Below are 24,473 nucleotides of genomic sequence, written 5' to 3' on the forward strand. Positions count from 1 at the left end.
TGATTTTTTCGTTGCCGGCAAAGGTTTTTGATTATAATGGGGATGGGCATTCGTTTTTATACGATGTTCAAAGGGGATTGGTTGCAATCCCATACCAATTGGGATATATTCAGGGAGGAAGTTTTGAGAAACGGGGGAACTTGGGTTATGCAACAACATGTGTATGCAGTCATTTTGGCCGCGGGAAAAGGAACCCGTATGAAATCCAAAAAACATAAAGTATTGCATCCGGTTTGTGGAAAACCTATGATTGATCACATTATCGGTCAATTGAACCGGCTGGCGATTGAAAAAACCATTTTGGTGGTGGGGCATCAAAAAGAGGCATTGAAAGAGCATTTGAGCGGTCAAGTTGATTTTGTGGAACAAGAGGAACAACTCGGAACCGCTCATGCGGTGATGCAAGCCCGGTCCTTGTTGGAAAATGAAGAAGGAATCACGCTGGTGTTAAACGGGGACCATCCTCTTTTCACAGCGGAAACCTTCCAAAAATTGATTGAGAAACATCAGGAAACCAAAGCGGCTGCCACAGTTTTGACAGCCATCATGGATGATCCTTCCGGTTACGGACGGGTGGTCCGGCGCGAGGACGGGCAGGTGGATCGCATCGTCGAACATAAAGATGCCACGGATGCCGAACGGGAAATCCGCGAAGTGAATACCGGCACTTATTGTTTTGATAATCAAAAGCTTTTTTCCGTTTTGTCGCTGGTCAATAACGATAATGCCCAAGGTGAATACTATCTTCCTGATGTATTATCCATTTTGCGTGATCAAGGGGAAACCATCGGTGCACAAGTGATCGGGGACCAAGAAGAAGCAATGGGAGTCAATGACCGGATCCAGCTTGCAGAAGCCAATCGGTGGATGCAGCAGCGTTTGCTTAAAGAACACATGCGAAATGGTGTGACGATTGTCGATCCGGCAAACACTTATATTGAAGCCGGTGTGAAAATCGGAGCCGATACGGTGATCGAACCGGGAACATTTTTAAGAGGGAAAACCGTGATTGGGGAAGACTGCCATATTGGTCCGCAAGCAGATCTGACCGATGTGGAGGTTGCCGATGGAACCAATATCCGTTATGCCGTCCTGGAAGACAGCAGGATCGGATCAGAGGCCAAAGTAGGTCCTTATGTCCTGGTGCGGCCGAAAACCGAACTCGGAAACCGGACCAAAGTCGGTTGTTTCATTGATCTGAAGAAAGCCAAAATCGGTGAAGGTACCAAGATTTCCCATCTGGCTTATGTCGGCGATGCCGAAGTTGGCAAGAAAGTGAACATCGGTTGCGGTGTGATCACCGTGAATTATGATGGTGTGAACAAGCATCAAACCGTGATTGAGGATGATGCGTTTATCGGATGCAATGTGAATCTGGTGGCACCCGTTACAGTTGAACAAGGCGCTTATGTGGCGGCCGGTTCCACCATTACGGACGATGTGCCTGAAAAAGCTTTGGCCATTGCGCGGGAGCGTCAGACAAACAAGTCCGGCTATGCGGATAAAATAAAAGCAAAGCGTGTGAAGAAATGATAAAATTGGAGGAACAAATTTCTATGTCTACGGTAAGCCCTCGTCTACAAGTTTTTACGTGCAATTCCAACCCGAAACTTGCCAATGCCATTTGCGATCATTTGAATATTCCTCTCGGAAAAGCGCATGTGGGTAAATTCAGCGATGGAGAGATTCATGTAAAGCTGGATGAAAGCGTGCGCGGTTCGGATGTGTATGTGATTCAATCCACATGCAATCCGGTGAACCAAAACCTGATGGAACTGTTGGTTTTTGTGGATGCCTTGCGCCGTGCTTCGGCCGGCACCATCAATGTGGTGATTCCCTATTACGGATATGCAAGGCAGGACCGGAAAACCCGGGCCCGGGATCCCATCACCGCCAAACTGGTTGCCAATCTGATTGAGACAGCCGGTGCGGACCGGGTGATCACGATGGATTTGCATGCGACACAAATCCAAGGTTTCTTTGACATCCCTGTGGATCACCTGATGGGTGTCCCGATTTTGGCCGATTATTTTATCAAAAAAAATCTGGGGGATGTGGTGGTTGTCTCCCCCGACCACGGCGGAGTGATTCGTGCCCGTCGTCTCGCCGAACGGTTGGAATCTCCGATTGCGATCATCGACAAAAGACGTCCGGAGCCGAATGTGGCGGAAGTGATGAACATTGTCGGTGATGTCAAAGGAAAAACGGCGATCATCATTGATGACATCATTGACACGGCAGGAACCATTACCCTGGCCGCCAATGCCTTGCTTGAATACGGAGCCAAAGAAGTATACACATGTTGTACCCACCCTGTTTTCTCGGGACCGGCCATTGAACGGATTCGCGACTCCAACATCACCGAGATGGTGGTGACGGACACCATCCCACTTTCGAAGGATAAACAACTGGACAAGGTTACCGTTCTTTCGGTGGCGGAGTTGATCGGTGAAGCCATCCGGCGGGTTCACAATGAGCAATCGGTCAGCAAGTTGTTCGACTGAGGCGGGATCCGGCACAAAGTTTCTTTTTGTAATGGCTTTCAACATGTGATTTTCCAAAATGAGGTTTAGATCGCGGCGAAAAAGGTTATATTCCCTCTTATAGAAGGGGGATATGGAAATGTCGAATGCCATTACAGCAGTAAAAAGGGAAAAGACCGGATCTTTGAATGCCTTGAGAAAACAAGGACAAATTCCGGCGATTTTATATGGAAAGGGATTGGATCCGGTAAAGCTTGCGGTGGATTACAGTGAAGCACAAAAACATGTTCACTCGAATGGTTTTGTGGATTTAAACGTAGCAGGCAAGACGCATCGAGTAATGGTTCGAGACATCCAGAAAGACCCGATCAAATCTTCCATTTTGCACATTGACTTTCTCAAAGTGGAAATGAATGAACCTTTGCATGTCGAGGTGCCTGTTCACCTGACAGGGGAAGCGGCCGGCGTGAAAAGCGGAGGGATTTTGGAACAGCATCTCCGCTTGGTCGAGGTGAAAGCATTGCCGTCTGATATTCCGGAATCCATTGATGTGGATGTATCCCATCTGCAGGTGGGGGATTCCCTCTTGTTAAAAGACATCAAAATGCCAGACGGGGTGGAACTGCTTCATTTCGAACCGGAAACAACTGTGGCCACGGTCGTGCCTCCTGCCAAAAGCGAAGACATTGACAACGAAGAAACAGCCGTTGATACAGATAAAGATGAGGAAGAAACAAAATGAAGAAAAAGGCGCAATCCTTACCGGTTGCGCCTTTTTCACGATTCCATGATAAAATAAAAAAGATTGAGATGAGTACAGGGAAAGTTGGTGGTACAGGATGAAGCTGATAGTCGGTTTGGGAAACCCGGGGCGACAGTATACGCGGACACGCCATAATGTCGGTTTTTGGGTGATTGATCAACTGAGCGAACAATGGGGAATCCCCTTGGGGAAAGAAAAGTGGAAAGGCGAAGTGGGCGAAGGCTTTGTCAACGGGGAGAAAGTCATTTTATTGAAACCGATGACCTATATGAATTTGTCCGGGGAATCGGTGAAGCCGGCATTGGATTGGTTAAAACTGGATTTGGAGGATTTGTGCGTCATTTACGACGATCTCGATTTGCCATGCGGGCAAATCCGCTTGCGGTTAAAAGGAAGTTCAGGCGGGCACAACGGGATGAAATCCATTATCCGCCATTTGGGAACGGATCAATTTAAGCGGATCAAGATCGGCATTGACCGGCCGGCGGGAAATCTTTCGGTTCCGGATTACGTTATGTCCCCGTTTCGCCAGGAAGAATTGGAAACGGTGCTGGATGCCGTTGACCGTGCCAAAGAAGCAGTGAATGAATGGGTGAAGACGGACTTTTTGCATGCGATGAACCAGTTTAATGTGCGGAAATAAATGTTGTTTGGGTATGGCCATGGATGCATGAGCGAAGTTGAATATTTTTTGTTTGAAAGCCGATACTATGACTAACACAAAGAGGCAGGAGGCATTTTCATGGCCATACATTATATTTGCCGACATTGTCAAAAATCGATCGGAAGAATCGATTCTTCAAGGGTAACCGAATCCCAGTTGGGGTTTGATCAGTTGACCCCGGAAGAACGGGAAGATATAATAACCAGTGATGTTGAAGGAAACCAATTGGTGAAAGTGACTTGTGAGTCATGTCAAGAGGTATTGGAAAAAGATCCGGAACGGGTTTTGTATCCTTCACTCTTTCATTAGGAATAATGGCGGATATTTTTCTGATTATAATGAAAAAACGGCCTTGGCTGTTGATAGCTAAGGCTTCTTTTCTATTTGACCTGTAGACTGATGGAAAAAAGGGGAGGAACAACTGTTGATACCGTTAACGCATATATTTAAGCAGGATCAAGATTTTCAGTCAACGGTAACAGGTATTAAAACCGGGTTGAAAGAGCAGTTGGTTGCCGGGTTGTCAGGCACCGCCCGCATGTTGTATGTCGCTGCGCTGTTCCAGGAAGTGAAACGGCCCGTCCTGTTGGTTTGCCATAATTTGAATCAGGCACAAAAAGCGGCCGAAGACTTGCAGGAAATCTTGTCAAAGGATGAAGTTTTGCTGTACCCGGCCAATGAGTTGGTCACCACCGAAATTGCCGTGGCCGGACAGGAGACATTGGGAGAAAAAATCGGTGTGTTAACCCGTTTGATTCATGGTTTCAACGGGGTGCTTGTGGTCCCGTTTTCCGGCTTGCGCAAATTGTTTTTGCCGAAAAAAGTGTTTGCGGAAAACTATACCACGTTGAAGGTGGGGCAGGTTCAGGAAATTGATTCGTTGCTCACGCGGCTGGTGAATGTGGGATACCAGCGGGTGGAAATGGTGGAAAAACCCGGTGAATACAGTGTGCGTGGCGGCATTGTGGACATTTATCCCGTTTACTTTGAAAATCCGGTCCGTGTGGAGTGGTTTGACGACGAAGTGGATTCCATCCGTCCCTTCTCCGTGTCGGATCAGCGTTCCTTTGACAAATGGGAGGAATTGACCATTTCTCCGGCCAAAGAACTGTTTGCATCGGCAGATCAGTTGTATCAAGCGGGCGAAAAAGTGGAAAAAAAGTTGGGGGAACGGTTAAGCGTCACCAAAGAGACTGAACTGAGGGAAAAATTAAATCAATCGATTGGTTATGATATTGAACAATTGAAAAACGGCACTTACTTTACCGGCATGTACAAGTATATCTCACAAATTTATCCCGAGTGCCAAAGCCTTGTGGATTACATGCCCCGGGACACGTTGGTCATCCTGGATGAACCGAACCGGATCATTGAAAGTGCCCGGCAGATGGAAAGGGAAGAAGGGGAATGGCAGACCGTCTTGTTGCAACAGGGAGAGCTGTTGCCGGGACTGAAAATATCCTTTTCTTTTGATGAAGTGGTTGAAAAAAAGGACCACCAGCGGATTTATCTTTCCTTGTTCATGCGGAAGATTCCCGCAATCAAGCCGCAAAATGTGATCCAGATGGTGTGCCGCAGCATGCAGCAATTTCACGGGCAAATGCATGTGTTGAAGACCGAATGGGAACGTTGGGAAAAAGCCAACTACCGTGTGGTGTTTTTGGCAAGCAGCGAAGAGCGGATGGATCGTCTGGAGAGGGTGCTGAATGATTACGGAATGAATGCGGCCAAAGATTTGTCCGACCAGGTTCCTTTGCCGGGAAAACCCGTGATTTGCCTGGGCAATTTGCAAAACGGCTTTGAGATGAACCCGGTCCGGCTTGCAGTGATCACCGAAAGCGAAGTGTTTACGCAAAAGCAACGGCGGACCCGGCGCCATGCCAAGATGGATCATGCCGAAAAAATCAAAGATTACCAAGAATTAAAGCCCGGGGATTACGTGGTTCACGTCAATCACGGAATCGGGAAATACATCGGTATTGAAACACTGGAAGTCGGTGGCATGCACAAGGATTATCTGCACATCCAGTATGCCGGAAACGACAAGCTTTATGTGCCGGTGGAGCAGATCGACCAAGTGCAAAAATATGTCGGCAGCGAGGAAAAAACGCCGAAGGTTTACAGTCTGGGCGGCAGCGAATGGAGCAAGGTGAAAAACAAAGTCCGGTCTTCGGTGCAGGATATCGCCCAGGATTTGATCGAATTATACGCCAAGCGGCAACAGGCCAAAGGCTTTGCCTTTTCGAAAGATACGCCTTACCAGAGAGAGTTTGAAGCGATGTTCCCTTATGAAGAAACGCCGGATCAGTTGCGTTCAGTGGAAGAGATCAAAAAGGATATGGAACGAAGCCAGCCGATGGACCGCCTGTTGTGTGGGGATGTGGGATACGGAAAAACGGAAGTGGCCATCCGTGCAGCGTTTAAAGCGACGATGGACGGCAAGCAGGTGGCTGTGTTGGTTCCGACCACCATTTTGGCTCAACAGCATTATGAGACTTTTCGTGAGCGTTTTTCTGACTTCCCGGTACAAATTCATGTGTTGAGCCGGTTCCGCACCCGGAAAGAACAGAAAGAAACGATGGAAGGGCTGAAAAAAGGAACGGTGGACATCGTGATTGGCACGCACCGTCTTTTATCCAAAGATGTCCAGTTCAAAGACTTGGGGCTTCTCATCATCGACGAGGAACAACGCTTTGGCGTGAAACACAAGGAGAAAATCAAACAGCTGAAGCACAATATTGATGTGTTGACGTTATCGGCGACACCGATTCCCCGCACCCTGCACATGGCCATGATGGGTGTGCGCGATCTGTCTGTCATTGAAACGCCTCCTGAAAACCGGTTCCCGGTGCAGACCTACGTGCTGGAATACTCCGGGGCGTTGGTCCGGGAAGCGGTGGAACGGGAACTGGCGCGTGGCGGACAAGTTTATTTCCTCTATAATCAAGTGCACAACATCGAACAGATGGCCGATCAAATCCGGCTTTTGATTCCGGAAGCAAGGGTGGCGGTGGCCCATGGCCAAATGCAGGAATCCGAACTGGAAAAAGTGATGCTGGACTTCCTGGACGGGGAATACGACGTTTTAGTCAGCACCACCATCATTGAAACCGGTGTGGATATTCCCAATGTGAATACATTGATTATTTATGACGCCGACAAGATGGGATTGTCCCAGCTCTATCAGTTGCGCGGACGGGTGGGGCGTTCCAATCGCATTGCTTATGCTTACTTTACGTACCAACGGGATAAAGTGTTGTCTGAAACCGCGGAGAAGCGGCTGCAGGCGATCAAAGAATTTACCGAGCTTGGATCCGGATTTAAAATTGCGATGCGCGATTTATCCATCCGGGGAGCCGGGAACATTTTGGGAGCCGAACAGCACGGCCATATTGCAACCGTGGGATTTGAGCTTTACAGCCAGATGCTGAAGGAAGCGATTGAGGAGTTGAAAGGGGAAAAGTCCACAAAGGAAGAAACCGATCCGGTCATCGAATTAAATGTGGACGCCTATTTGCCATCCGGATACATCGGTGATGAGAAACAAAAAATTGAATTGTATAAAAAGATCCGAGCCATCACCACATTGGATGAAGTGACTGACTTGGAAGAAGAGATTGAGGATCGTTTCGGGGATTTGCCGGATCCTGTGCAAATGTTGTTAAAAATTTCCAAAATCAAAGCTTATGCCATCATGTACGGGATGGAATCGGTTGAGCAGAAAGACGGGGATATCATTCTCCGGTTGCGTCCGGAACAAAATGACCAAATTGACGGCCAGAAGCTGTTTGAAATCGCTCAGGATTTCCCGGGAAAAATTCGTTTCTCGACGGGAGAAAAGATCGGGATCATCTTCAAAACCAAAGGGATGCCCCATAAACAGGCATTAGAAATGATCGAACAGTTTCTGATAAAATATAAAGATGTTCCCAAACCGAAAGGAGCCGTTCAACATGCGACTGAGTAAAAAGTGGATCGCTGGTTCGTTGGCCTTCGTGCTGATTCTTTCCGCGGCCATTGCCGGTTGTGCGATGGGAAAAGACAACAAAGAAGAAGAGCAGTCGGCCGAGTCGATGGAATTTCAACCGCTTGACACCACCAGCAAAAAGGTGGTGGCCGAATACAAGGGAGGCAAAGTGGTTGAAGGGGATTTGAACCGCTACATCAACATCATTGCGTATTTGGATCCCCAATTGTCGTTTATGATGTCATCGGTCAAGGATAATCAGGAATTAAAAACGGAATTGGCGAAAGAGTATGCGGCCCGTCAGTATATGTTGACCAAAATCAAAGATGATCCGTCATTTGCCAAACAAGCGGATGAAACGCTCAAACAAATCGAAGACAGCCTGAAACAGCAGCAAGGCCAAAACAAGCCCCAAACGCTGGATGAGGCGATCAAAGGAAAAGGGTTTGACAAAGCGCAATTACGGCAGTTTTTTGTGGAGTATCACCGGGTCAACCAATACTATGACGAACAATTGAAAGGGCAAACGTATGATTATGTAAAAGTACAGCACGTGTTGGTTTCCATCAATGACGGTTCGCAGAAAGATCAGCCGAAAAGGACGGAAGAACAAGCGAAAAAACGCGCGGAAGAAGTCAAGAAAAAATTGGATAACGGCGGCGATTTCGCGAAGTTGGTGAAGGAGTATTCAGATGATCCCGGATCCAAAGATTCGAACGGAATTTATGAAGGCACACCGGACCAGTTTGTCCCTGAATTTGCCAAAGCATGCCGGGAGTTGCCTCTCAACCAAATCAGCGATCCGATTAAAACCGATTACGGTTTTCATATCGTAAAAGTGTTGGACCGGGGGAAAAAGCCGGTGGCCGAAGCGGACGAACAAGTGAAAATGCAAAAACGGCAGGAAGTGTATGATCTACTGGTCAAAGAAGAATTGGGTTTTAAGTCCCTTCTTTCCAATGACCAAAAAGGATCCTGAACTGCCGGAAAAGAGCCCGTGGCATGTTATGCCGCACCGGGGCTCTTTTTTTATGTCCGGAGGTCTGCATAATCTGCTGGAAGAAAATAAATACTATGGCTGATAAAACAAATTAAACCAGAAATTATTAAAAAATATATAAGAAAGAGAGGAAATCATTCTATGAAAGCAACAGGCATCGTTCGTCGGATTGACGATTTGGGGCGTGTTGTCATTCCGAAAGAAATTCGACGAACATTGCGGATTCGAGAAGGAGATCCATTGGAAATTTTTGTGGACCGTGAAGGCGAAGTGATTTTAAAAAAGTATTCGCCCATCGGCGAGTTGGGTGATTTTGCCCAGGAATTTTCCGAAGCATTGTATGAAAACATGCATTATCCCACACTTATTAGTGACAGGGATCATGTGATTGCCGTTGCAGGTGTATCCAAAAAAGAATATTTGGAGAAAAACATTGGCGAAATCGTGGAATCATGTATGGATCAAAGACGAACTCATTTGGAAATAAACCCGGGAACTGCAGAGATATTCAAAGGAATGCCTGAAGAATATCAGTCCTATCTCATTGTTCCCATTAATGCGGGAGGCGATCCGATCGGTGCAGTCATCGTCCTCAGCAAGAAAGAAGGAGGGAAGTTGGGGGAATTGGAAGAAAAACTGGCCAGCACGGCTGCCACTTTTCTGGCCAAACAAATGGAACATTAACAATTCTTTGTCGGGCAGGTGAATGTACCTGCTTTTTTCTTTGCCAACCTCCGGCACTTTTGTATAATGAAAAGCAATTGCAGCGTGGAGAGGAGAGCAATTGGAAGATGATGGAGCAAAGCCGGCAGTCCTTCATCCGTGGTGCGGCCATTTTGGGAGGGGCTGCTTTGTTTTCGAAGATATTAGGGGCTGTTTATAAAATTCCTTATCAAAATATTACCGGCGATGAAGGGATGTATGTTTATCAGCAAGTATATCCCTTGTACAGTGTTTTGTTGATCCTGGCCACCGCCGGGTTCCCGGCCGCGATTTCAAAGCTGGTCTCGGAAAAGTGGTCCCGCGGGCAAATGGCGGGAGTCGCGCAAATTTTCCGTGTTTCTTTGACAGCTTTGTCCTTGCTGGGGGCGGTTTCCTTTTTGCTTTTGTTTTTTGGGGCCGGCCAAATCGCGGAATGGATGGGAAACCGTAACTTGCTCACTTTGCCGATTCAAACCGTTTCCTTTGCCCTTTTGGCCGTGCCGTTTCTGGCGGTGATGCGCGGCTTTTTTCAAGGACAGCAAAATATGGTTCCGACGGCCAATTCGCAAATGGTTGAACAGCTGATCCGGGTTGTGACCATCCTTGTTCTCTCTTGGTATTTTATGGATGTGGGATTGGGAGTGGTTTATGCCGGTGCGGGGGCTGTGTTCGGGTCCATCACCGGAGCCGTCGGGGCGCTGATTGTATTGCTGTATTATTGGCATAAAACCCGGCCGGTTCCCAAAAAAGAGGCCGGCTTTGCGGCCGCTTCCGGCACCGAGCCGCCGGCTGAAGTGATGAAAACCCTTTTTCGCTTGTCGTTGCCGATCTGTATCGGCTCGCTCATTCTCCCTTTGTTTTCTTTGGTCGATTCTTTCACGGTAGCCAATTTGCTGGTGGACCGGGGATGGGAAACCGAAGAGGCCATTCGCTTGAAAGGCGTTTTTGACCGGGGACAACCTCTGGTTCAGTTTGCCTCGTTTTTTGCCACGGCAATCGCGCTTTCCATCGTTCCGGCTATTTCGGATCTGGTCAGCAAACAAAGGGAAAAAGAAGTGAAAGAGCAAGCCGTCCTCGCTTTGCGGTTGACTTGGGGCTTGGGGCTTCCGGCTGCGGTCGGGCTGATGGTCATTGCCGGACCCGTCAACGTGATGTTGTATGAAGACGGGGCGGGATCGGATGCCTTGGCTGTTTTGGCATGGTCCGGAGTTCTCTCGTCTTTGTGGATTGTATCGGCAGGAGTTTTGCAGGGATTGGGAAAAGTATATTTGCCCGCTGTTTATTTGGCTTTGGGGATGGTTTTGAAAGTCGGACTCAATATGCTGCTGATTCCCCTTTGGGATATCCGGGGGGCGGCCCTTTCAACGGTGCTTGCCTTTTTGTGCACGGCCGTTTTGCAACTGGTGAAGATAAAACAGCATTTCGGTTGGAAATCATGGTTCCCCAGGCAAGAGTTGATGGCCGCATGGGCCGCGGTCTGGATGGGGGCGGCTGTTTACGTGACGTCGGTTTTGGTTCAGCTGGTCGCGGTTCCTTTTTTGGAATTCAGGGTCGCCATGATGGCCGCTTCCTTATTGTCGGTGCTTGTCGGTGTGATGGTTTACCCGTGGGCCGTTTTCCGCTTCGGGGTCTGGACGCGGAGGGATCTGGAGAAAGTCCCGAAACTGCGGAAAAAGTTGGTCCCGGTCCTGGATAAATGGGGATGGCTGAAGAAAGAACGGATTTGAAGGAATCCGCAAGAGGAGGAGAAAGATGGCAAAAATTGTGGTTGTCGGTTTGGGTGCAGGCGATGAGGAATCGTTGTCTTTGGGAGTGCTCCGGTTATTACAAGGGGAAAACCCGGTTTTTTTGCGGACCCGGCAAATCCCGGTTGCCGGGTGGCTGAGTCAACAGGGGATTTCTTTTGCCACTTTTGATGATGTTTATGAATCGAATCATGATTTTGATGCGGTTTATGATCAAATCGCCGGGCGGCTGCTGAAGGCGGCCAAAGAGTATTCCACGGTGATTTATGCGGTTCCGGGGCACCCGATGGTTGCGGAACGGACGGTCCGGTTGCTCCTCGATCAGAGGGAGGAACAAGGGGTGGAAATCGATGTCCGCGGAGGAAGCGTGAGTTTCCTGGAAACGTTTTTTGCCCGTTTGCAGGTGGATCCCATTGAAGGGTTTCAATTGCTCAATGGGACGGATTTGGATTCAGGAAAGGTGAATCCGGAAAATCATCTTTTGATCGCCCAGGTATACAGCCGGTTTGTCGCTTCCGAAGTCAAATTGACGTTGATGGAAATTTATCCGGATGATCACCCGGTGAAGATTGTCACCGCTTGCGGGATCGACGGATTGGAACAGATCACCGAAGTCCCCTTGTATGAATTGGATCGCAAGGAACTTTTCAGCGACTTGACTTCCGTTTATCTCCCTCCTCTGGTGAAAGAGGAAGATTTATACCCGCGCTTTGAGTATTTAAAAGCAGTGATCCGCCATTTGAGAAGCCCGGAAGGCTGTCCTTGGGACCGCAAACAAACCCATGACAGTTTGCGTCCGTACCTGCTGGAGGAAGCTTATGAATTTTTGGAAGCGGTGGAAGAAAAGGATTCCGACGCAATGGCCGAGGAATTGGGGGATGTGTTGCTTCAAGTGATGTTGCACTCGCAAATCGCCAGTGAAGAGGGGACGTTTGACATTCATGATGTGATCCGCCACTTGAATGAGAAAATGATCCGCCGCCATCCCCATGTGTTTGGCACCTTAAAGGCCGAGACGGCGGAAGATGTGAAGCAGACCTGGGACCAGTTGAAGCAAAAAGAGAAGAAGCAAGAGGAATCTTCCTCGTTGCTGGAGGATGTGCCCACACATTTCCCGGCTTTGATGAAAGCTTACGAGCTGCAGAAAAAAGCGGCCAAAGCGGGATTTGACTGGAATGATCCGGCGGAAGTTTTAAAAAAGGTGCAAGAGGAATTAAAAGAAGTGTCGGAAGCCAAAACCCAGGAAGAAAAAGAAGAAGAACTGGGGGACGTGTTGTTTGCTTTGGTCAATTACGCCCGCTTTCTCAAAGTGCAACCGGAACTGGCTCTCCTCGGATCTTGTTTTAAATTTGAGCGCCGTTTCCGCTACATTGAAAGCCAGGTGAGGATGTCCCAAAAAAGTTGGGAGGACTTCACTTTGGAAGAATTGGATGCTTGGTGGGATGAAGCCAAGCGTCTGGAAAAAGGCGAATGATTGATCAGCTGCAGGCAGGAATTTTTTCTTTGTTCAAGAAAACGTTAAAAGATTGAAGGTGACATCATGCGATTGGACAAATTCTTGAAAGTGTCGCGTTTGGTGAAAAGACGGACATTGGCCAAGGAAGTGTGTGACGAAGGGCGGGTTCAAATTAACGGGAAAACGGCCAAAGCAGGAACGGTTCTTCACGTGGGAGACGAAATTCAAATTCGTTTCGGGCAAAAATTGGTGACGGTCCGTGTGGAGAAGTTGCAGGATTCCGTCCGCAAAGAAGATGCCGGGAGCATGTTCAGCCTGATCCGCGAAGAAAGCCTCAGCGGACAAAAAGATCCCCAGGAACAGTTCTAAACGGAGATTTTGTCCATATCATGTACCAAGAGGGGGGAACGTGATATGGAAGAAACCTTTAACCAGATTCCGCATGAGATCGTGATGACCAACCGCAACACGTTGGATGTCAGCGGAGTTACCCGTGTGGAGAGTTTTGACAGCGAGGAGTTTTTGCTTCAGACCGATTACGGCTACCTGGGGATCAGAGGGCAAGGATTGCATATCAAAACACTGGATTTGGATCAGGGCAGGGTTTCCATTGAAGGGCAAATTTCAGACATGAGCTATTTGGACATGCCTGTGCCGGCACAGGAAAAAGTTAAAAGCGTCTGGGGCCGGATTTTCAAGTGACGCTGCAAACGCAATGGTTTACCATGCTTCTCATGTTCGGTTCCGGTTTTTTTATCGGGATCATTCTTGATTTTTACCGGGTGTTGACGGTCCGTTTCCGGATTCGCAAGTGGTTGATTTCCCTCATTGACCTCATTTATTGGATGGTTTCGGCCGTTTTGGTATTTGGTTTATTGTTTTGGAGCAATTGGGGAGAGCTTCGCTTTTATTTCTTTGTTGCGGTATGCCTGGGTTTTTTGATTTATTTTAAATGGGCAAGCCGCCCGGTGCTTCGCGGAATCCGGATGTTGTTTCATATCTTGGAACGGATTTTTTTCTTTCTCGCACGGCTGTTTCACCTGTTGATATTCAGGCCCGCCCGGTTCTTGTTCAGGGGATGCCGGCGGTTGGCGGGCCTGATCTGGAAAGGAATCACTGCATGCATCAAGCTGATTTTGTCCCCGTTTTTCTTCCTGCTTCGCCCTGTTCAAGCCAGGTTGGAACCCTGGCTTTCCCGAAGGATTCAAAAAGGAAAGGCCCTAGTCCGAAAAATCAAAGCATGGTGGAATAAAAACCGGGATAAGGGTGAATGAAAAGATGGCTTATCAACACGGCAGAGATAATGTGCTGTTCATCCAGCGGTCCGCAAAAACCGGAAAAAAACCGGAATCCGCATCCAAATCCCGATTCGTACGCCCTTTGCACCCCGCCGTCAAAAGGCGCCGGCTGATCTGGCTCGGATGCATGGTTGTCTTTATTGTTTGGGCGGCGGCGCAAAGCGTGATCCAGCAGGTGCGCATCTGGGATCAGGAAAAAGAATTGGCCGACAAACAAAGGCAGTTGTCTCAGGCTTATGAACAACAGAAAACGTTAAAGCAGGAAGTGCAAAAGTTAAAATCGGAAGATTACATGATGGAATTGGCACATAAAATGGGTTACGGAAAACCGGGTGAACAAATTTACTCCATTGAAAACAAAGAGTGAAGCAAATCCCTCTTGTTCTGTCGGGGAACAAGAGGCTTTTTCTATCTGTGACAGGAAGAGGGATGGCGAATGGGAAGAAAGTGGATCGGGCTTTTTTGCATCGTACTGTTGGTTTTGGCCGGATCCGGTTGTTTCCGTCTTCATGTGCAGGAAAACAAGGAAAAAAAGGTGATCACCGGATTGGAAAAAGTGTTGGGGAATCCGGAGGATTTTCAAGGAAAACGGGTGGGCTTGATCGCCAATCCGACCAGCATCACCCCGGATTACCGGCATGCGTTGGATGCGATGCTGGCCCGCGGGATTCAAGTGACAAACGTGTTCGGTCCGGAGCACGGGGTCCGCGGGGCTGAACAAGCCGGAGAGGAACCGGCTGCGGTGGTGGATCCCAAAACGGGAGTTCCTTTCGAAAACTTGTATGGGAAAAATCCGGAAGAAATGGTTTCCCTCTTTCAAGAAGTGGATGTCCTTGTCTTTGACATGCAGGAGACCGGCACCCGGTTTTACACTTATCTTTACACGATGGCGGACGCGATGAAGGCCGCGGGAATGTCAAAGAAACCTTTTTATGTTTTGGACCGGCCCAATCCGCTTGGCGGAATACGGGTGGAGGGGCCGATGTTAGAGCCGGCGTTCCGCTCCTCCGTGGGACGGTTTCCCATTCCGCTCGTGCACGGAATGACGATCGGGGAATTGGCTCTTTTAATCAATGATCAGCAAGTGCCGAAATCGGAATTGCACGTGGTGAAAATGGAGGGGTGGACCCGGGAGCAGAGGTATGAAGATACCGGATTGCCATGGGTGATGCCTTCCCCGAACATTCCCTCCCCGTTGACTGCCCTTGTCTATCCGGGGACGGGGTTGGTGGAAGGAACCAACTTGTCGGAAGGAAGAGGGACGACCCGTCCTTTTGAACTGGTCGGGGCTCCCTATGTCAACGGTTGGGAATTGGCTCAGGCGTTGAACCGGGCCCGTTTGCCGGGGGTTGTTTTTCGGGAGGCTTATTTTATCCCCACTTTTTCAAAATACCAGGGGGAAGAGGTGGGCGGTGTCCAAATCCATGTTACGGATGTGGACCAATTTGACCCGGTTTTAACGGGGATCACGATTTTGGAGAAAACGAAAAAATTGTACCCGGAGCAGTTTGCCTGGGTCCGATCAGGGGAAAAATACTGGATAGATCTGCTGGCCGGAACGGACCAGATACGCCGCCAATTGGATCAGGGGAAGTCCGCCCGGGAAATCATCCGGCAATGGAAAAAAGAAATCCATCACTTTCAGGGGATGCGGAAAAAATACCTTCTCTATTCATCGTGAAAAATCTGAATTCAATTTTAAATGAAATTGGATGTTGACACCGAAACACAGGCTATGTATAATTGAGATTGTTCGCGGTGATAAATGATGAATTGACGCGGGGTGGAGCAGTCAGGTAGCTCGTCGGGCTCATAACCCGAAGGTCGCAGGTTCAAATCCTGTCCCCGCAACCAAAATATATGGCGGCGTAGCTCAGCTGGCTAGAGCGTACGGTTCATACCCGTAAGGTCGGGGGTTCGAGGCCCTCCGCCGCTACCAAAGAAGGAGAAGGCGAGCTTCCCCAATTGGGTGAATGTCGCCTTTTTTTTATGTGATTTTTAAGGATCAGCAAGTTGCCAGTGCATGGGAGTGATTGTGTGAATGTCGTGATTAAGAAAATAAAGTTTACGACCATAAATAAAACCTATACGGAAAAAGTCCGGGATTGGCGGGGGCGTCATTTGTTCTCCACGCAGTATGCCAATCCGGACGGAAAACGGATCTTTTTGACGTACTATTTTGTGCGCAAGGGATACACGATTTCAAAAGTGTTCGGCCGCTCCGGAGAATTTCTTTACTATTATTGCGATGTGATGCAAATGCACCAGGTGGGCCGCTTGCGTTATGTGATGGTCGATCTGTTGTTGGATCTGATCATTGACCGGGATGATCATTATCACGTGATCGATATTGATGAATTTGCCGATTCCATTGAACGCAGGCAGATCAAACGCAGACAGCAGGTGCATGCGTTGCGGACGCTGGACCAGATGATCCGTTTGCATGCCGATCGCAAGCTGATTCCCTCGTTTATTCGCGAGGCCAAGATGTATCCGTTGACGGATTCCCCTTCCCGGCGCCGGTGAATCCGATTTTCGACAAACCGGAAAAAGAAATAGGAAGTTTTGTCGCTCCCATGTTTGTCCTGAGAGAAAACGACAAAGGAAGACGGGATCCGAGTGAGCTCCCGAAGGAAGCCGGGGGCTCATTTGGCTGAATCCCTTGCCGTTCCCGCTTTGGCCCGATGGCAAATCATACGGGATTGCGGCCGGCCGGAAAAATGTCGCCAAAAAAATTTTTCTTTTCAGAAATTGCAACAAACTTTCCGCTTGCCTCCCCGCTATAATGAGTGGCACAAACTGAACGCGAGGTGACATGGGATGCAAGTGGGAACTCATTTTCGGAATTTATTGATTCGACCGGTTGGAAATTGGTTCGGTTGGGAAAGCAGTAAGCGAAGACGGATCATGCATCGTTTGGCGAACATGTGGAATGTTCCGGTTGTCGTGATGGGAGTGCTCTTGGGAAGAGCCACGATCCTGGGGATGATTTCCCCGTTTGCTGTCGCTTATCTGGCCGTGGTGTATCATTTGGCCAAAAAACAATGGCCGGTGGTGATGTTGTCACTGATTCTCGGTGCGGCCACCCTGGGCGGGGCGGAAATGGCCAAGATGACCGGCAGTTTGCTCCTTTTCCTTTTTATCCAGAAAGTTTTTGCCGCCTTGGGAAAAGGAGAGATCAGTTTTGCTCCTTTTATGGTGGGGATCACGGGGGTCGTGGCCCGCCTGGCCGGGTGGTGGTGGAAAGGCGGGACTTCTTATGAATTGTTGTTAGCCGGGATCGATGTGCTGCTCAGTTTCATTTTGACGTTTATCTTTGTCCAATCCCTGCCGATTTTCACCATGAAAAAAAGACGCGTTTCCCTGCGCCAGGAGGAAATCGTCTGTCTGGTGATTCTTCTGGGTTCCGCGATGACCGGAACCATGGGGTGGGAAGCAGGACAGTTATCGGTCGTCAACATCATTTCCCGTTATGCGATTCTGGTGCTGGCTTTGGTGGGCGGGGGCATGATGGGCTCCTCCATGGGGGTGGTCACAGGCATGATTTTAAGCCTCTCCGAACCCAAAGCCATTTTGCAGATCAGTTTGCTGGCGTTTGCGGGCTTGTTGGCCGGTTTGTTCAAAGAAAGGAAAAAAATCGGCGTTTCGATCGGCTTCCTGTTGGGGTCGGCCATCCTGACCCTGTATGACGGCGGCTCCACGGCCGTCTGGCCTTCCATGCAGGAATCGGCCCTTGCCGTCTGTTTGTTTTTCCTGACTCCGGAACGTTGGTTGAAAGCATTGTCCCGGTATGTCCCCGGCACGCTGGAAAATCATGCGGCGCAACAGGAGCACATCAAACGCCTCAGGGAAGTGACGGCGAGCAAAGTGGAGAAATTCACGGAATTGTTTCAGGAGTTGGCGTTCAGTTTCCGTGAAGATGTGACCAAACACAAAAAAGAAGATGAAGACCAGGTCCGGTTTTTTATTTCCGAGATCATGGATCAGGCTTGCATGGGGTGCAGCAAGTTTGAACATTGTTGGGATCAAAAAGTGGTGAAAACCTATCAGGGGATGATGGATTTAATGGCTCGTGTCGAGGAGAACGGGCCGCAAAATCCTGCGCCGGTTCCAAAATCATGGGAACGTCACTGCATCCGTCCCGACAAAGTGTTAAACGAAATTCAGCGTCAGTATGCGCGCTACGAGCAAAACATCTACTGGAAGGAAAAAATGCAGGAATCCCGCCGGCTGGTCTCCGACCAGTTGACCGGAATGGCGGAAGTGATGTCCAAGCTGTCCAGGGAAATCCGCCATGAAACCCAAGTGCTGTCCGCGCATGAAGAGCAGATCCACGAAGCGTTGGAAGAGTTGGGCTTGTCCATTCACCGGGTGGATATCATTAACCTGGAAGAAGGAAAAGTGGAGATTGAGGTCACGATGGCTGACCGGGACGGGCTGGAAGAGTGCAAAAAGTTGGTGGCTCCTTTGTTGACGGAGATTTTGGGAGAGCCGGTGGCCGTGTACCGGAAGGTGGTCAAAGACGGATCGCCCGGCGCGGTTGTCATTTTGGGATCGGCACAGCGTTTTGAACTGAAAACGGGGGCTTCTTGTGCGGCAAAAGGCGGGGGAGTGATTTCCGGAGACAGCTATTGTTACATGAATTTGGGCACAGGAAAGTATGCGGTGGCCTTATCGGACGGAATGGGCAACGGACAACGGGCACAAGCCGAAAGCAGTGCGGCATTGAAGTTGTTGCGCCGTTTGCTTCAGGCGGGCATGAATGAAGAGCGGGCGGTGGATACGGTCAATTCGATTTTGAGTTTGCGTTCGGCCGACGAAATGTTTGCGACGATTGATTTGGCCATTGTGGATTTGAACACCGCGGAAGGGCGGTTTATGAAAATCGGTTCCACCCCGGGCTTTATCAAACGGGGGAAAAAGGTGATCACCCTGTCGGCAGCCAATCCGCCCATCGGCATTTTAAATCATATTGAATTTGAACCGATTGAAATGCAGTTGGAGCCGGGCGACCTGATTATTTTGATGACAGACGGGGTTTATGACACACCGGATCATGCGGTCAACAAAGATGCGTTCATGGCGCGGATGATTTCAGAAATTGACACCAAAGATCCGCAAGGATTTGCGGATTGCCTTTTGGAAAAAGTGGTGCGGCATCACGGGGGCCGGATCATGGACGATATGACGATTGTCGTTTCCAAGGTGGAGAAGCATTCCCCCGAATGGTCGACGATCCGTTTGCCTGGCGTCAAAAAGCTCGTCCGGCCGGAATCCGTGAATTAAATCGGACAAAAACCATGTTGTAAATTGCTTCCCTTCCTGAAAAAATATATGATGAGTACAGGGAAGAATGAAAACAAACCCGGGGCTTCCCGGGCCTTTTTATTTAATGGGAATTTTAAGGGGAAGATGACATTGTCCTGGTTTTTGGAACGCCTGGAAGAAGCGATTGCAACGAGAAAATTGATCAAACCCGGTGACAACGTACTGGTCGGGGTATCGGGCGGTCCCGATTCCACGGCCTTGCTGTTTGCTTTAAAACGGTTGGAAAAGGCATTGGGGCATCAAGTGTTTGCCGTTCATGTGAATCACCACTTGCGCGGGGAAGAAAGCGATGAAGATGAGAAATATGTGGTGTGCCGCGCAAAGGAATGGAACATTCCTGTCCGTGTCATGCATGTGGATGTGACCGGCGAACGGAAAAAACACGGAGGGAATAAACAGGCTGTATCACGAACATTACGCTACCGGGCATTCAAACAGGCGGCGGAGGAATTCAAAGCAGACCGGCTGGCGTTGGCGCATCATGCCGATGACCAATTGGAAACGGTGTTGATGCGTTTGTTGCGGGGAACGGGAGTCTCCGGCCTCGCCGGGATGGATTGGGCCCGGCCTTGGGAAGATTACGTGTTGATCCGGCCTTTGTTGGGATTCAGGAAAGAGGAAATCGTTTCTTATTGCCGGGAACAGAATCTGTCCCCGCGTGAAGATTCAAGCAACCGCTCGCTCGAATATACGCGAAACCGGATCCGGCATGAACTGATTCCCGTGGTGAGAAAGCTGTATCCGCATGCCGACAGAGCGGTGTCAAAGTTGAGCGATCTGATCCGGGAAGAAGAAAGAGACTGGGATATCCGGGTGAAAAAGGCATTGGAAGACGTGGTCGCCGACCGGGGTGAAAACTGTTACACGCTTGATGTTTCAAGTTTTCTTCACTTGTCGGTTGCTTTACAAAGAAGAGTGGTTAAACTAATATTAAGTTATCTTTGCCACCAAGATGTAACGGAACTTTCCCTTGATAAAGTGGATCAGGTTCGAAAATTGGCTGAAAACAACAATCCGTCGGCAATGATCCGTATGTTTCAAGGAATCGTTGCAGAAAGAGAGTATTCCAAGCTGATTTTCACAAAAAAGCCACAAACACCGGATGAAGCCCGGGACGGGCGGGAAACGCCGGAAATGATCCGGTTGCCCGGTCATGGAGCGTCTTCATTACCGGGATTTTTGGGTAGAATGGAAATATTGGAGTCAGATCAACCCATCCCCATACATAGATTGAAAAACGTTTTTAGCCATGCTGTGTTTGACCTTGATCTTCTTTCAGGACCGCTTTATGTCCGGGCCCGGAAACCAGGGGACAAAATGCGTTGTTCGGGTATGCGCGGAAGAAAAAAGGTAAAAAGTTTAATGATGGAAGCAAAAATCCCCAAAAAAATGCGTTCGCGCTACCCATTGGTAGGATCCGGTGATGAAATCATCTGGATACCGGGAGTGAGGAGGTCCGACCTGGCTCCTGTGACAGCATCAACGAAACGTTTTCTATATTTATTGTGGGATCAAAATGATACACCCGAAGAAAGATAGGAGGTTCCCACCGTGCATGAAGACATTGCGGAAGTGTTGTTTACCAAAGAACAAATCCGGGAAAAAGTAGAGGAGTTGGGGAAAATCATTTCCCGTGAGTACAAAGGGTTGAACCCATTGTGCGTTTGTGTGTTGAAAGGGGCCGTTCCTTTTATGGCCGATTTGATCCGGGAGATTGACATCCCGATTGAGATGGACTTTATGGATGTTTCCAGCTACGGGAATTCCACCAGATCCTCAGGGGTTGTGAGAATTATTAAAGATTTGGAGACATCCGTCGAAGGACGTCATGTCCTGATTGTCGAAGACATAATTGATTCCGGTTTGACGCTCAGTTATCTGGTGGAAATGCTGAAAGCGCGGAATGCGGCATCGGTTAAAATCATCACCATGCTGGACAAACCGGAACGCCGTAAAGTGGACCTGAGCCCAGATTACTGCGGATATACGATTCCGGATGCATTTGTTGTCGGTTATGGCCTTGATTATGCGGAGAAATATCGGAATCTCCCATACATAGGAATCCTCAAAGAGGAAGTTTATGCGGATTAACCGTGGCGTTTTGTTTTGTTGAGAACCGTTTGCCTGCTATGCTAAAATGATACAAGTGGACTGAGAGGAGGCCAGGGATGAAAAACTACTTCCTCAGAAATGGAGTATTATATATTATCCTCATCCTGGTAACCATTGCGGTTATCAATATGTTTGCCAATCCGGCAACAGACACGCAGCAGCTGGCTTACAATGAATACAGGCAACAGCTGATGGCGAACAAGCTCACCGACATCAAGGTACAGTTGGATGGGGGTACTTACCATATTGAAGGTAAGTTCAAGGACCAGCCGGGCAAGTCTTTTGTAACCCGGGGACCCGCGAACTACGGTTCAACGGTGCTTCAGGATTTACAAAATGCAAATGTCAAGGTGACTTATGAAAAACCGAAAGGTGACTCGATTTGGATCACCTTGTTTACGTACATCATTCCTTTTGTCGTCATTCTTTTCCTTTTCTTTTTCTTGTTAAACCAGGCGCAAGGCGGCGGAAGCCGTGTGATGAATTTCGGCAAAAGCAAAGCCAAGCTTTACAATGAAGAGAAAAGGCGTGTAACTTTTGATGACGTGGCAGGCGCAGACGAGGAAAAAGCCGAGTTGGTCGAAATTGTTGACTTTCTGAAAGACAACCGGCGTTACGCCCAAATGGGGGCACGGATTCCGAAAGGGGTTCTTTTGGTCGGACCGCCGGGAACAGGGAAAACCTTGTTGGCCAGGGCGGTGGCCGGAGAAGCGAAAGTTCCGTTCTTTTCCATCAGCGGTTCGGACTTTGTGGAAATGTTTGTCGGGGTGGGTGCATCCCGTGTTCGTGATTTGTTTGAACAGGCGAAGAAAAATGCGCCTTGTATCATCTTTATCGACGAAATTGACGCAGTGGGCCGTCAACGCGGGGCCGGACTCGGCGGCGGCCACGACGAGCGCGAACAAACTTTGAACCAATTGCTTGTGGAAATGGACGGATTTGATGTCAATTCCGGAATCATCATCATGGCGGCAACCAACCGTCCGGATATCCTCGACCCGGCATTGTTGCGCCCGGGCCGTTTTGACCGCCAGATTCTGGTGAACCGTCCCGATGTGAAAGGCCGGGAAGCCGTTTTGAAAGTGCATGCCCGTAACAAACCCCTGGCAGAAGACGTCAAATTGGAAGTCATTGCCCAGCGTACCACGGGCTTTTCCGGAGCCGATCTGGAGAACTTGTTGAATGAAGCGGCTCTGCTTGCGGCACGGCACCGGAAGAAGAAAATCACGATGGAAGAAATTGATGAAGCGGTGGACCGCGTGATTGCGGGTCCTCAGAAGAAAAGCCGCGTGTTCAGCAAAAAAGAACGAAAAATTGTTGCATATCATGAATCGGGACACGTGTTGTGCGGATATTACCTGCAGCATGCCGACGTTGTTCACAAGGTAACCATCGTCCCCCGCGGGCAAGCCGGCGGGTATGCCATGATGTTGCCGAAAGAAGATCGTTATTTGGCCACCAAAAACGAATTGCTGGACCGGGTGACCGGGTTGCTCGGAGGCCGTGTCGCCGAAGAGGTTGTGTTTGGTGAAATCAGCACCGGGGCCAGCAATGACTTTGAGAAAGCAACCTCCATTGTCCGTTCCATGATTACGGAATACGGAATGAGCGACCGGTTGGCCACCATGACCTTCGGGCGTTCGCAAGGGCAAGTGTTCCTGGGTCGCGACCTGGGACACGAATCCAACTACAGCGATAAAATCGCCTATGAAATCGATACGGAGATGCAAGATTTGATCCGTTCCTGCTACAACCGGGCGAAAAACCTGATCATGGAACATCGCGACAAATTGGAACTGTTGGCGCAAACCTTGTTGGAAAAAGAAACGTTGGATGAGCGGCAAATCAAACAGCTGCTTGAAAACGGGAAGTTGGATGATGACGATTCAGTAAAAGTCAACATCCAATCCAAAGAGGAAGAAGAAACCAATAAAGAGTCCACGAAACAGGATAATTCCGGGACGGTTGACGCAAACCGGGCAGAAAGTCCCGTAAAGGATAACCCGTTTGTCAATAACGATCCGGCGGATAAAGATTCGGATCCAAACCAATCGGTGTAAAAAAAGAGGCGGAACCGCCTCTTTTTTCTTGTGAATTAATGGATGTAAAAGAATCCGGGAGGATGGTATTCTATAAATAAAATGGATTACATCGCTAAAGCAGGTGAATAACTTGAATAAAGATTTATTGCTGGTCATGGATGTTGGAAACACCAATATCGTTTTGGGCATTTACCGGAAGGAAAAATTGTTGCATCATTGGCGTTTGCAAACAAACCGCCACGCGACCGAAGATGAATACGGCATGCAATTGGCCAGTTTGCTTTCCTATACCAACTTGTCCATTGAAGATGTGGGGGCTGCCATCCTTTCTTCCGTTGTCCCTCCGCTGACGATTGTCTTGCGGCGGATGGCCGAAAAGTATCTTGGGTTGACCCCGTTGATCCTGGGACCGGGCATCCGGACCGGTTTAAATATCAAGTATGACAATCCACGCGAGGTCGGGGCCGACCGGATTGCCAATGCGGTGGCCGGCATTGAGAAATACGGGGCGCCGCTGGTGATTGTTGATTTCGGGACGGCGACCACCTTCTGTTTTATTGATGAAGAGGAAAATTACGTCGGCGGTGCCATTGCGCCCGGTATCAGTATATCCATGGAGGCGCTGTATCAACGGGCCGCCAAGTTGACGAGGGTGGAAATTGACAAACCGGATTCGGTGGTTGGAAAAAATCCGGTTCAATCCATGCAGGCTGGCATATACTATGGTTATGTCGGGCTTGTGGATGAAATTGTCACCCGCATGAAAAAGATGATGCGTCAACGTCCCACGGTGGTGGCCACTGGCGGGTATGCTTCATTGATTTGCAAGGATACCAAGACGATTGACAAGGTGGATCCGCTTTTAACTTTGGAAGGATTGAAGTTGATCCATGAGCTGAATGCAAAGTAACAG

The 24,473-nt window shown here is 49.0% G+C and carries 21 protein-coding genes and 2 tRNA genes; all 23 read left to right on the forward strand.

What is annotated here, in order from left to right; translation table 11 throughout:
* Nucleotides 1-147: 147 nt before the first annotated feature.
* The 23 genes from glmU to H1R82_RS01820 all read left to right on the forward strand — a co-directional run bounded on the left by glmU (nucleotide 148) and on the right by H1R82_RS01820 (nucleotide 24,470).
* The gene (gene glmU, locus H1R82_RS01710; RefSeq protein ID WP_181732350.1) at nucleotides 148-1,533 is read left to right on the forward strand and encodes a bifunctional UDP-N-acetylglucosamine diphosphorylase/glucosamine-1-phosphate N-acetyltransferase GlmU; all 1,386 of its coding nucleotides are present in this window, start codon (nucleotides 148-150) and stop codon (nucleotides 1,531-1,533) included.
* A gap of 23 nt (nucleotides 1,534-1,556) precedes the next feature.
* A complete protein-coding gene (locus H1R82_RS01715; RefSeq protein ID WP_181732351.1) occupies nucleotides 1,557-2,504 on the forward strand; it encodes a ribose-phosphate diphosphokinase in 948 nt (315 codons plus the stop codon).
* A gap of 118 nt (nucleotides 2,505-2,622) precedes the next feature.
* On the forward strand, nucleotides 2,623-3,225 hold the full coding sequence (locus H1R82_RS01720; protein ID WP_181732352.1) for a 50S ribosomal protein L25/general stress protein Ctc: 603 nt from the start codon (nucleotides 2,623-2,625) through the stop codon (nucleotides 3,223-3,225).
* 97 nt (nucleotides 3,226-3,322) lie between these two features.
* Nucleotides 3,323-3,889 carry an aminoacyl-tRNA hydrolase gene (gene pth, locus H1R82_RS01725; RefSeq protein WP_181732353.1) on the forward strand — a complete coding sequence of 189 codons (567 nt, stop codon included), beginning with the start codon at nucleotides 3,323-3,325 and terminating at the stop codon, nucleotides 3,887-3,889.
* Between the two features lie 99 nt (nucleotides 3,890-3,988).
* Complete coding sequence (locus H1R82_RS01730) at nucleotides 3,989-4,219, forward strand: anti-sigma-F factor Fin family protein (RefSeq protein ID WP_181732354.1); 231 nt, start codon at nucleotides 3,989-3,991, stop codon at nucleotides 4,217-4,219.
* Between the two features lie 115 nt (nucleotides 4,220-4,334).
* Nucleotides 4,335-7,877 (forward strand): transcription-repair coupling factor, encoded by a 3,543-nt coding sequence (gene mfd / locus H1R82_RS01735; protein WP_232333979.1) that lies wholly within the window; start codon nucleotides 4,335-4,337, stop codon nucleotides 7,875-7,877.
* Nucleotides 7,864-8,856, forward strand: coding sequence for a peptidylprolyl isomerase (locus H1R82_RS01740; protein WP_181732355.1), 993 nt, complete (start codon nucleotides 7,864-7,866; stop codon nucleotides 8,854-8,856). The genes mfd and H1R82_RS01740 overlap by 14 nt, the downstream gene beginning before the upstream one ends.
* A 162-nt stretch (nucleotides 8,857-9,018) precedes the next feature.
* On the forward strand, nucleotides 9,019-9,561 hold the full coding sequence (gene spoVT, locus H1R82_RS01745; protein ID WP_181732356.1) for a stage V sporulation protein T: 543 nt from the start codon (nucleotides 9,019-9,021) through the stop codon (nucleotides 9,559-9,561).
* 107 nt (nucleotides 9,562-9,668) lie between these two features.
* On the forward strand, nucleotides 9,669-11,306 hold the full coding sequence (locus H1R82_RS01750; protein ID WP_181732357.1) for a putative polysaccharide biosynthesis protein: 1,638 nt from the start codon (nucleotides 9,669-9,671) through the stop codon (nucleotides 11,304-11,306).
* A 25-nt stretch (nucleotides 11,307-11,331) separates the two neighbouring features.
* Nucleotides 11,332-12,798 (forward strand): bifunctional methyltransferase/pyrophosphohydrolase YabN, encoded by a 1,467-nt coding sequence (gene yabN, locus H1R82_RS01755; protein WP_181732358.1) that lies wholly within the window; start codon nucleotides 11,332-11,334, stop codon nucleotides 12,796-12,798.
* A 51-nt stretch (nucleotides 12,799-12,849) separates the two neighbouring features.
* Nucleotides 12,850-13,149 (forward strand): RNA-binding S4 domain-containing protein, encoded by a 300-nt coding sequence (locus H1R82_RS01760; RefSeq protein WP_309544769.1) that lies wholly within the window; start codon nucleotides 12,850-12,852, stop codon nucleotides 13,147-13,149.
* Nucleotides 13,150-13,194: 45 nt separating this feature from the next.
* Nucleotides 13,195-13,482: a sporulation protein YabP gene (gene yabP / locus H1R82_RS01765; RefSeq protein WP_037997999.1), complete on the forward strand. Its 288-nt coding sequence runs from the start codon at nucleotides 13,195-13,197 to the stop codon at nucleotides 13,480-13,482.
* The gene (gene yabQ / locus H1R82_RS01770; RefSeq protein ID WP_181732360.1) at nucleotides 13,479-14,054 is read left to right on the forward strand and encodes a spore cortex biosynthesis protein YabQ; all 576 of its coding nucleotides are present in this window, start codon (nucleotides 13,479-13,481) and stop codon (nucleotides 14,052-14,054) included. Before yabP ends, yabQ begins: the two co-directional genes overlap by 4 nt.
* 4 nt (nucleotides 14,055-14,058) lie before the next feature.
* On the forward strand, nucleotides 14,059-14,445 hold the full coding sequence (locus H1R82_RS01775; RefSeq protein ID WP_181732361.1) for an FtsB family cell division protein: 387 nt from the start codon (nucleotides 14,059-14,061) through the stop codon (nucleotides 14,443-14,445).
* Between the two features lie 69 nt (nucleotides 14,446-14,514).
* Nucleotides 14,515-15,759 (forward strand): exo-beta-N-acetylmuramidase NamZ family protein, encoded by a 1,245-nt coding sequence (locus tag H1R82_RS01780; protein ID WP_181732362.1) that lies wholly within the window; start codon nucleotides 14,515-14,517, stop codon nucleotides 15,757-15,759.
* Nucleotides 15,760-15,855: 96 nt separating this feature from the next.
* A tRNA-Met gene (locus H1R82_RS01785) sits at nucleotides 15,856-15,932 on the forward strand.
* A gap of 8 nt (nucleotides 15,933-15,940) precedes the next feature.
* Nucleotides 15,941-16,017: transfer RNA gene (locus H1R82_RS01790), tRNA-Met, on the forward strand.
* Between the two features lie 98 nt (nucleotides 16,018-16,115).
* Entirely contained in the window at nucleotides 16,116-16,604 is a 489-nt protein-coding gene (locus H1R82_RS01795) for a ribonuclease FAU-1 family protein (RefSeq protein WP_181732363.1), read from the forward strand.
* 294 nt (nucleotides 16,605-16,898) lie between these two features.
* A complete protein-coding gene (gene spoIIE / locus H1R82_RS01800; protein WP_181732364.1) occupies nucleotides 16,899-19,364 on the forward strand; it encodes a stage II sporulation protein E in 2,466 nt (821 codons plus the stop codon).
* 132 nt (nucleotides 19,365-19,496) lie between these two features.
* Nucleotides 19,497-20,945, forward strand: coding sequence for a tRNA lysidine(34) synthetase TilS (gene tilS / locus H1R82_RS01805; protein ID WP_181732365.1), 1,449 nt, complete (start codon nucleotides 19,497-19,499; stop codon nucleotides 20,943-20,945).
* A 12-nt stretch (nucleotides 20,946-20,957) separates the two neighbouring features.
* On the forward strand, nucleotides 20,958-21,497 hold the full coding sequence (gene hpt / locus H1R82_RS01810; protein ID WP_181732366.1) for a hypoxanthine phosphoribosyltransferase: 540 nt from the start codon (nucleotides 20,958-20,960) through the stop codon (nucleotides 21,495-21,497).
* Nucleotides 21,498-21,574: 77 nt separating this feature from the next.
* Nucleotides 21,575-23,578, forward strand: a complete 2,004-nt coding sequence (gene ftsH / locus H1R82_RS01815) for an ATP-dependent zinc metalloprotease FtsH (protein ID WP_181732367.1) — start codon at nucleotides 21,575-21,577, stop codon at nucleotides 23,576-23,578.
* A 136-nt stretch (nucleotides 23,579-23,714) separates the two neighbouring features.
* On the forward strand, nucleotides 23,715-24,470 hold the full coding sequence (locus tag H1R82_RS01820) for a type III pantothenate kinase (RefSeq protein ID WP_181732446.1): 756 nt from the start codon (nucleotides 23,715-23,717) through the stop codon (nucleotides 24,468-24,470).
* The last annotated feature ends 3 nt before the right edge of the window (nucleotides 24,471-24,473 follow it).

The organism is Thermoactinomyces intermedius, from assembly GCF_013912365.1.
Lineage (GTDB): Bacteria > Bacillota > Bacilli > Thermoactinomycetales > Thermoactinomycetaceae > Thermoactinomyces > Thermoactinomyces intermedius.

What these genes read in the sequence shown, in the direction of transcription:
- glmU (WP_181732350.1), top strand. Translation starts at nt 148, where the DNA reads ATGCAACAACATGTGTATGCAGTCATTTTGGCCGCGGGAAAAGGAACC.
- H1R82_RS01715 (WP_181732351.1), top strand. Translation starts at nt 1,557, where the DNA reads ATGTCTACGGTAAGCCCTCGTCTACAAGTTTTTACGTGCAATTCCAAC.
- H1R82_RS01720 (WP_181732352.1), top strand. Translation starts at nt 2,623, where the DNA reads ATGTCGAATGCCATTACAGCAGTAAAAAGGGAAAAGACCGGATCTTTG.
- pth (WP_181732353.1), top strand. Translation starts at nt 3,323, where the DNA reads ATGAAGCTGATAGTCGGTTTGGGAAACCCGGGGCGACAGTATACGCGG.
- H1R82_RS01730 (WP_181732354.1), top strand. Translation starts at nt 3,989, where the DNA reads ATGGCCATACATTATATTTGCCGACATTGTCAAAAATCGATCGGAAGA.
- H1R82_RS01740 (WP_181732355.1), top strand. Translation starts at nt 7,864, where the DNA reads ATGCGACTGAGTAAAAAGTGGATCGCTGGTTCGTTGGCCTTCGTGCTG.
- spoVT (WP_181732356.1), top strand. Translation starts at nt 9,019, where the DNA reads ATGAAAGCAACAGGCATCGTTCGTCGGATTGACGATTTGGGGCGTGTT.
- H1R82_RS01750 (WP_181732357.1), top strand. Translation starts at nt 9,669, where the DNA reads ATGATGGAGCAAAGCCGGCAGTCCTTCATCCGTGGTGCGGCCATTTTG.
- yabN (WP_181732358.1), top strand. Translation starts at nt 11,332, where the DNA reads ATGGCAAAAATTGTGGTTGTCGGTTTGGGTGCAGGCGATGAGGAATCG.
- yabP (WP_037997999.1), top strand. Translation starts at nt 13,195, where the DNA reads ATGGAAGAAACCTTTAACCAGATTCCGCATGAGATCGTGATGACCAAC.
- H1R82_RS01775 (WP_181732361.1), top strand. Translation starts at nt 14,059, where the DNA reads ATGGCTTATCAACACGGCAGAGATAATGTGCTGTTCATCCAGCGGTCC.
- H1R82_RS01780 (WP_181732362.1), top strand. Translation starts at nt 14,515, where the DNA reads ATGGGAAGAAAGTGGATCGGGCTTTTTTGCATCGTACTGTTGGTTTTG.
- spoIIE (WP_181732364.1), top strand. Translation starts at nt 16,899, where the DNA reads ATGCAAGTGGGAACTCATTTTCGGAATTTATTGATTCGACCGGTTGGA.
- ftsH (WP_181732367.1), top strand. Translation starts at nt 21,575, where the DNA reads ATGAAAAACTACTTCCTCAGAAATGGAGTATTATATATTATCCTCATC.
- H1R82_RS01820 (WP_181732446.1), top strand. Translation starts at nt 23,715, where the DNA reads ATGGATGTTGGAAACACCAATATCGTTTTGGGCATTTACCGGAAGGAA.